Annotated in this window: 9 protein-coding genes; 2 read left to right on the forward strand and 7 right to left on the reverse strand. The window is 58.6% G+C overall.

All coding sequences use genetic code 11. The features are described from left to right. Together BKH32_RS10635 and BKH32_RS10640 are read left to right on the forward strand one after the other, a co-directional pair. On the forward strand, positions 1 to 801 hold an 801-nt coding region (locus tag BKH32_RS10635), incomplete at its 5' end, for an IS3 family transposase (RefSeq protein ID WP_081376782.1). Positions 802 to 872: 71 nt separating this feature from the next. Further along, positions 873 to 1,613 carry an IS3 family transposase gene (locus BKH32_RS10640; protein WP_178384625.1) on the forward strand — a complete coding sequence of 247 codons (741 nt, stop codon included), beginning with the start codon at positions 873 to 875 and terminating at the stop codon, positions 1,611 to 1,613. 115 nt (positions 1,614 to 1,728) lie between these two features. On the opposite strand, the gene BKH32_RS14780 is transcribed toward BKH32_RS10640, so the two are convergent. The 7 genes from BKH32_RS14780 to BKH32_RS10660 all read right to left on the reverse strand — a co-directional run. Beyond that, positions 1,729 to 1,959, reverse strand: coding sequence for a transposase (locus BKH32_RS14780; RefSeq protein ID WP_430383802.1), 231 nt, complete (start codon positions 1,957 to 1,959; stop codon positions 1,729 to 1,731). Between the two features lie 220 nt (positions 1,960 to 2,179). Then, the gene (locus BKH32_RS13660; RefSeq protein ID WP_143222800.1) at positions 2,180 to 3,001 is read right to left on the reverse strand and encodes a hypothetical protein; all 822 of its coding nucleotides are present in this window, start codon (positions 2,999 to 3,001) and stop codon (positions 2,180 to 2,182) included. Between the two features lie 526 nt (positions 3,002 to 3,527). Further along, positions 3,528 to 4,163, reverse strand: coding sequence for a hypothetical protein (locus BKH32_RS13665; protein WP_143222801.1), 636 nt, complete (start codon positions 4,161 to 4,163; stop codon positions 3,528 to 3,530). Between the two features lie 9 nt (positions 4,164 to 4,172). After that, positions 4,173 to 4,445: a hypothetical protein gene (locus BKH32_RS13670; protein ID WP_143222802.1), complete on the reverse strand. Its 273-nt coding sequence runs from the start codon at positions 4,443 to 4,445 to the stop codon at positions 4,173 to 4,175. After that, complete coding sequence (locus BKH32_RS10650) at positions 4,442 to 4,735, reverse strand: hypothetical protein (RefSeq protein ID WP_075250015.1); 294 nt, start codon at positions 4,733 to 4,735, stop codon at positions 4,442 to 4,444. The genes BKH32_RS13670 and BKH32_RS10650 overlap by 4 nt, the downstream gene beginning before the upstream one ends. A 2-nt stretch (positions 4,736 to 4,737) precedes the next feature. After that, positions 4,738 to 5,112, reverse strand: a complete 375-nt coding sequence (locus tag BKH32_RS10655; RefSeq protein ID WP_081376783.1) for an SAV_915 family protein — start codon at positions 5,110 to 5,112, stop codon at positions 4,738 to 4,740. 47 nt (positions 5,113 to 5,159) lie between these two features. Further along, the coding region (locus BKH32_RS10660) for a hypothetical protein (RefSeq protein WP_343213302.1) at positions 5,160 to 7,061 on the reverse strand (1,902 nt) is incomplete at its 5' end.

Here is a 7,061-nt window from a genome sequence, read left to right on the forward strand (position 1 = left end):
TCAGGGTACTACTCCTGGCGCGACCGACCCCAGTCACAGACGGCCATCAGGAGGGAGGAACTGGCCATGATGATTAAGGATGTGTTTGAGCGCTCCGATGGCACCTACGGTTACCGGCGTATCCAGGTGGTCCTGGAGCGGCGTGGGGTCCGGGCGGACGGTTCCACGATCCGCTCCATCATGAGGGAGCTGGGCCTTGAGGCCGCGCAGCCACGGGCAAAGGTCCGAACTACCGTGCCGGCCCAGGACCTGGACGAGCGGCCCGACCTGCTCCGGCGGGACTTCACAGCAGATGAGCCCGGCAAGAAGCTGTGCGGAGACATAACCTATATCAGGACGTGGGCCGGGTTTATCTATCTAGCGACCGTTCTGGACTGCTGTACTAAGAAGGTTGTGGGTTATGCGATGGCCGACCACATGCACACCTCCCTGGTGTGCCAGGCCATTGACATGGCGGTACGCAGGTGCCCGGTCGAGGAGGGTGTGACGATCTTTCACTCCGACAGGGGGAGTCAGTACACGTCCCAGGAGTTCCTGGATCACCTCAAGTCTTATGGTATTCGTCCCTCGGTGGGGCGTACGGGAGTGTGCTGGGACAATGCTTGGGCGGAGTCGTTCAATGCTACGCTCAAGAATGAGAGAGTGTACCGGATGGTGTATCCCTCGAAGGACAAGGCGATCAACGATATTGCCTCGTGGATCGAGCTGAGATACAATCATGTCCGTCTTCACTCAGCCCTAGGGTATCGCACCCCGAACGAGGTCGAAAGCGATTTCCTGGACCTGAAGAAGGCAGCCTGAAGCACAAAACAAGCACTGTCCGAAAAACACCCAGCAGTCCAAGGAGCTGGCCATGATGATTAAGGATGTGTTTGAGCACTCGTGAGGGCACCTACGGGTACCGGCGTATCCAGGTGGTCCTGGAGCGGCGTGGTGTGCGGGCGGACGGTTCCACGATCCGGTCCATCATGAGGGACCTGGGGCTACAGGCCGCCGGGCCGCGGGCAAAGGTCCGAACCACCGTGCCGGCCCAGGACCTGGATGCGCGCCCGGACCTGCTCCGGCGGGACTTCACCGCTGACGAACCTGGACGTAAGTGGTGCGGGGACATTCCCCCGCAAGCGGGAGGTGCCCCCTCCTATATCAGGACGTGGTCCGGGTTTATCTATCTGGCGACGGTTTTGGACTGCTGTACTAAGAAGGTTGTGGGTTATGCGATGGCCGACCACATGCACACCTCCCTGGTGTGCCAGGCCATTGACATGGCGGTACGAAGGTGCCCGATTGACAGGGGTGTGACGATCTTTCACTCCGACAGGGGGAGCCAGTACACGTCCCAGGAGTTCCTAGACCACCTCAAGTCTTATGGCATTCGCCCTTCGGTCGGGCGTACGGGGGTGTGCTGGGACAACGCTTGGGCAGAGTCGTTCAACGATACGCTCAAGAATGAGAGAGTCCACCGGATGGTGTATCCCACGAAGAACAAGGCGATCAAGGATATTGCCTCGTGGATCGAGCTGAGATACAATCATATTCGTCTTCACTCAGCCCTAGGGTATCGCACCCCGAACGAGGTCGAAAGCGAGTTCTTGGGTCTGAAGAAGGCAGCCTGAAGCACAAAACAAGCACTGTCCGAAAAATACCCAGCAGTCCAGTCTGCGCTGGTCAGCGTCCAGCAGACCGACCAGGCCCCGAGCTCCTCCTTCTTGGCCTCAATGTACTGGCAGATCAGCGAGACGGGCGCTCGCTCACACTCCGCCTCAATAGACAAACCCATGCGCTCCTCAGGATCGCGTCGGCTCGTCGCAACTCTCGGACCTCCAACGCCGGCTCCTTGATCCGGTCCGCCCCATCGGTGGTGTTTCCCGGCCTCAGACCACCATCGACCTGAGCCTTCTTGACCCAGGAGCGCAGTTCCTCGGGGTGGACTCCCAGATCCTCAGCGATCCTGCGCACCACGCCCTTGGCCCACGCCGGGCCAGCCAGCGCCTTCAACGCCCGTCCTCGTGGCCCGCTCCCGCAGCTCCAACGAGTATTTCCTTAACACCATGACAGTGATCCTTCCTGTCATCACCGCCTCCATCAAACCCGGGGCGATTCAACCCGACAACAGGCTCCACCCACCGCACCCTCAAACAAAAAGAGTCGCGAGCCACTCGGCCAACCAACTAGACCGAATTTACCGGCCCGCTGTCGGTTCACCCCTATTCTCACTGAGAGCATTAAGGTCTTCAACGATAAACGAAACAGGAGAATACATTAGCCTGCGAACATGGACCAACCCTTCTCGGTGACCAAGATACTCGCGAGCATCAGGATTATCTGAGTATAAGTCAATAACTTTTTCAAATTGAACATACCCCAATGGAAGGTAGGGCATCGGAAAGCTATATTGCAACCCGTTTTTGTCCTCAATGAGAACGAACATCCCGCCATTGCGCCTTCGGCCGCCTATCACGCGAGGTCGATCACCCCAATTAATTCGGGTCCTGTACCTCCCTGCGGGCCAGACAATAATTCCGTTCGAGTTGAGAATGATCTCCGGTTCTGTCATTGCACTGAACGGAAACGTCGCTAGACTCATTATTGCCATGACCAGAAAGAAGACCGTGAGCATAGCAGCAACAATGGTGGCCCGCGGTGTAGTCGAGTCGCCTCCCGCAACAGCCATCATCCCAATCACTGCTGCTCCAGCAATAAGAACGATGGAGTTCATGACTTGCCATATGAGAAATAGCAACGAGGGTCCGAACGTTACCTTACCACCACTTGCGTTCCAGCGCTTGTACGACTTTTTTGCGAATCTAAACTGCGCGTACTGCATCAACGCCTGCGCAACCAGATAAGTCCCGCCGGTGCGATAGGACACCAGCGTCGGCGCCAATGAGATACCGGAATATAGCACGCTGAAACAGAGCAGGACGATGCCGAAGAATCCATAATAATATACCTCTTTGAGACGATTCGCGTCCATGGCCGAACAAGAATACGACTCGTCCATTGGTCTCACTTTACCCACGTGCAACTGTCTTCCTGTCGATCATGCATTCGCAGCCTCGACGACGCCGACCTCGGTAACTTAAGGTGACTGGCCACGCATGCGCACGCCCAGTATCATGCGCACGCCAGTATGCAGAAGACGCCTCCAAGGGACCGGCGAGAATCCACAAAACTGGATTTAAGTGCAACACCTTACGAATGCAAAGGCCACTTATATGCCAAGTTTATCCCACGTCCATGCCGATACGCTATTCCAGGCATCCGAGGCTTTATCCTCCAGGTACTTCCCAGTGTCTTCAGCCCAGTTCCCGACGGCATCTACTCCTTTACCTACCCCTTTCTTTGTTTCCTCCCAAGGGTGGTTAATAATCTCTCGATGCTCCAATGATATTGCATTATCATAGAGCCAACCTACCCCTTCTGCCACGCCAGTCGCTACGAAAGCGACTACAATGACACCAACCATAGTAGCGGCTTCGGGTAAGAGCGCCACCGTGACTATGCCTGCAGCCGTCGTGGCCGCGACTTTAGCTAAATGGGGCGCCGGTTGCAAGATCGACCGCCGGACCGCCAAACGCCACCGCCTTCCCTGCGAACTTGCGGACGCCGTCTCCGACTGCTTCAAGCCCATCAGCGGTTCTTCGCATGGCTGTCGGCTTCGGCTTGTTCAGCTTGTTCTCAATCGCTTTTTTGCTTGGAGGTCGACTTCGAGTTTTTACTGACGGGCTGTGAGACTTGTCGGCGGCCCGGTTGTATGCCCAAGCATAAGCAGCTTCCCGCAAGGAATCTGCACCCGAACTGTAAACGTTTTTCAAGTATCCACCGTCTCGAGTTGCGACACCTATTGTATTCTCTACAAAAGTTTTGATCGCACCAGAATAGGGAGCCAGCAAGGCATCCTTTTTAGCAGTAACGAGATTGTTTACTATCCAGTCATTCAGCGCATTGAACGTAGCTTCGACTCTGCCTTTGATCTTTTCAAAGTCTCTAACTATAGCTAGGTAGTTGTCGTACGCTTCATCGGCGGCAAACCAATCATCTCTGGCTTTCTTCGAGCCTTTCCGCGGAAACTTTCCAGGTGATGACACTTGCGCGGGATATCTGATGATATTTCCATCTACCTGCAGGCCATCACCTCTAGCCGTTTCAAGATGCTCTTTCATGTCATTTTTTCACCATAACAGCTGGTCCGCAAAAGAGCGGATGACATCTGCAGCTTTTTCTGCCCGGTCATGAACATTTTTAACCGCATCGCACAAGGTAGTTGAATACTTACCTACGGCGAGACCGACTTCACCCCCAACTCCGGTACCAGATCCGTTTTTAGCGAACAAATTTGCCGCGCTGCTGGCATTGTCACGCAGTCCCTCTAACCACCGTGCGGCGTCATCAACAGACGATTCGCTTCCGGGAATAGTAACATCAATGTCCCCACCAGTACTCATGATATTTCTTTCTCCATCTGTCGGAAGGTCTGGGCAACACTCTCGTCCACCCCATTAATTTTATTCGCAGCATTCGCCATTTTGTCTCCACCAAGTCCGGAGCAAATCGCTATATCTCCTGCATCCTCAGCAATCTTAGTGATCATGTCGACGATGTATTCTGTTCCGTCGCCGCCATCCACACTCTCAGGAAATCCCTTTTCATCGCTCTCTAAATCATCTCGGGCGGTATAAAAATTATTCTTGATATCTTCTGCATCATCATAATCTATTTTAACTTCGTTGGCCATTACTATCTCCTTTCTTCTTGATGCCAGAGTTCCCGTGGTATGCGCTGGTCCAGCATGACCACGTCGAAGGGCTGCGCCTCAGCAAGCTCGTCAAGGTTCTCCGTGAGGAACAGCGCCCACGGCTGGTTGGGTCCCATGCACTTCACCAGGCGGTCGACGGCCGTGTATGCCAGCAGGGCCATCCGGCCGTCTCTCAAGCGCCGCAGCTCAATCTCCGTGCCCTGCGCGTTGGGCACTCCGGTCGAGGGCAGGTACAGCGCAGGCGGCACGAACGGACGCTCCGGGTCCGGACCGAGCGATCCCTCATCGCCCAGCGGCTCAGCGGCCTCCGCCCGCTCAGGAGGGGACAGCAACATGAAGTCACGAGAAGATCTCATGCTCCAACGCTATCGAGACCACTTGTGCATCGCAGCGCTATTTACCACTAGTATTGTGACGTCGGTCGCTCCAGAGGTGCCACCGACGCCGGTCCAGTGAGCCCCTGCACACGCCACAGGCCTTCCTCAGTGGCGAGCTCCCCGCGCAGCTCAGGATGGCGTGTATAGAAGGCTACGACTCGTTGTAGCTGCACGTAGTTCAGCGGTTGAGTGTCCAGACGTGCCTTGATCCGGCCCATCGGCTCGATATCCATCAGCACCGCGCCTCCTGAGCCGATGCCCGCAACCCGAGGCTGGTCCGCCCACCAGAAGGGTGACTCACGGCGGGTCCCCACGGCGAAGCGGATGCGCTCCGGATCGAGGACAATCTCCGTGCAACGCCCGGGCAACGGCGTCGTCAGCCCCATGAAGGCGCCAGCCACGATAAAGACCATGGCCAGGAGGAAAGGCACCACCACGGTTCCCCGATCACTGCGGTCACTGACTGCCAGGAGTCCGACGGCCAGCAGGCCCCCGAGCGCCATGAGTGCTGCCTCGATGTGAACCGCGACCTGGACGAACCACGTGTTCCGCAGACTGATTCCCTCACTGCTCCGGGTCCACCGCCGAGGGGCCGCTGTTCGAGACCTGCGCGCCGCAGCGAGCGCGACGCTGTGGATGAGGAGCACCAGACTGAGGACCATCCCCAGAAGGAATCCCGCGGTCTGTGTGCGGCTCGTTGTATACGCGAAACCGACCAGGACGACGATAGCCCAGAACAGGAACCTCCACGGCGCTCGTTCAGCGCGTTGATCGGCTTCCTCGCACGTACTCGGCTTGGAGGAGTCCGTCTTTCCTCCCTGGTCCTCCTCCCCCGCGCTGCACTCCGCGTCTGCCGCGCCGTACGGCGCCGCCTCGAACGACGCATCTGGGCCTCCCCGCCATGCAGGAGCAGACGGAGTTGGGGAACCGTACGGGGCCGCGGAGAGGGGCTCCGCCGGTTGAGGCATCGGAGGCTGGGAACTCGCAGAGCCGTATGCCCCCACGTCCCGGGACGGCTGCCCGCCCTGGGAGCCGCCGTACTGGATGTCCCCATACGGAGAACCCGGACGCGGTGCTGCACCGTGTGACGGCGTCGGAGACGCTGGTGCTCCCACCGCCGGCGTCGAGTCCTGCATGGGGACGCCGGTGGACGCAGGCCTCTCGCTCGCCTGCGCGGCAGGGGACATGAGCGCGCGAACCCGTTGCAGTCCCCGGCCAGTGCCGAGCTCTCCTCGCAGCTCGGCGTGAATCGAGTAGAACTCGAGCACGGACTGAAGCTGAACGTGCCCGATGGGAACCACGAAGATAGGAAAGTTGACCGGCCCTCCCGCACCACCCGTGATCACGGCGTACGGTCGCATGCGATGGACGATGCTCGCCTCAAGATTCGGCCGCGCCGACCAGGGGATGCAGGCGCGCTTGGCGCCACCCGTCCAGATCCACAGCGCGTCCGGCGTCAGGACGATCTCCGGTGCTCCTCTACCACTGATGGGAACAGTCGCGCATCCCACCAGCCAAGCGAGCAGCACGACGACGGCCAAGGCAATCGTCCAGACGCCGTCGGAGGATGCCGCGGTGGAGAAGAGCTGCATGCCGATGGCGCTCAGCGCACCTGTCCACGCCACCGCAGCAGGCAGATAGTCCTGCAGGCCGTTGCTGCGTGAGGGCCCGAACTGGACGCATCCGGGCCCCTGACTCCAGTAGTCGGCGGACTGCGAGATCCGGCGACTCATGGCCTTCTTGCCCGCCCCGTACAGGGCGAGGCTCAGGCTGCCCACCACGAACATGACGCCCAGTGGCTTCTCAGGACCGAGCAGGCACAGGACCCCGCCGACCAAGACGAAGGCGCCGAGTACCAGGACCAGGCACCCCTGAGCGGCCCGCCCACGGTCGGCCCGCTCCCGGAAAGTCTCCACCCCACTTCCTGC

Source organism: Actinomyces oris, assembly GCF_001929375.1.
GTDB lineage: Bacteria > Actinomycetota > Actinomycetes > Actinomycetales > Actinomycetaceae > Actinomyces > Actinomyces oris_B.

Excerpts from the sequence above, each read along its gene's own strand:
- BKH32_RS13660 (WP_143222800.1), bottom strand. The coding sequence starts at position 3,001 with ATGGACGAGTCGTATTCTTGTTCGGCCATGGACGCGAATCGTCTCAAA.
- BKH32_RS13665 (WP_143222801.1), bottom strand. The coding sequence starts at position 4,163 with ATGAAAGAGCATCTTGAAACGGCTAGAGGTGATGGCCTGCAGGTAGAT.
- BKH32_RS13670 (WP_143222802.1), bottom strand. The coding sequence starts at position 4,445 with ATGAGTACTGGTGGGGACATTGATGTTACTATTCCCGGAAGCGAATCG.
- BKH32_RS10650 (WP_075250015.1), bottom strand. The coding sequence starts at position 4,735 with ATGGCCAACGAAGTTAAAATAGATTATGATGATGCAGAAGATATCAAG.
- BKH32_RS10655 (WP_081376783.1), bottom strand. The coding sequence starts at position 5,112 with ATGAGATCTTCTCGTGACTTCATGTTGCTGTCCCCTCCTGAGCGGGCG.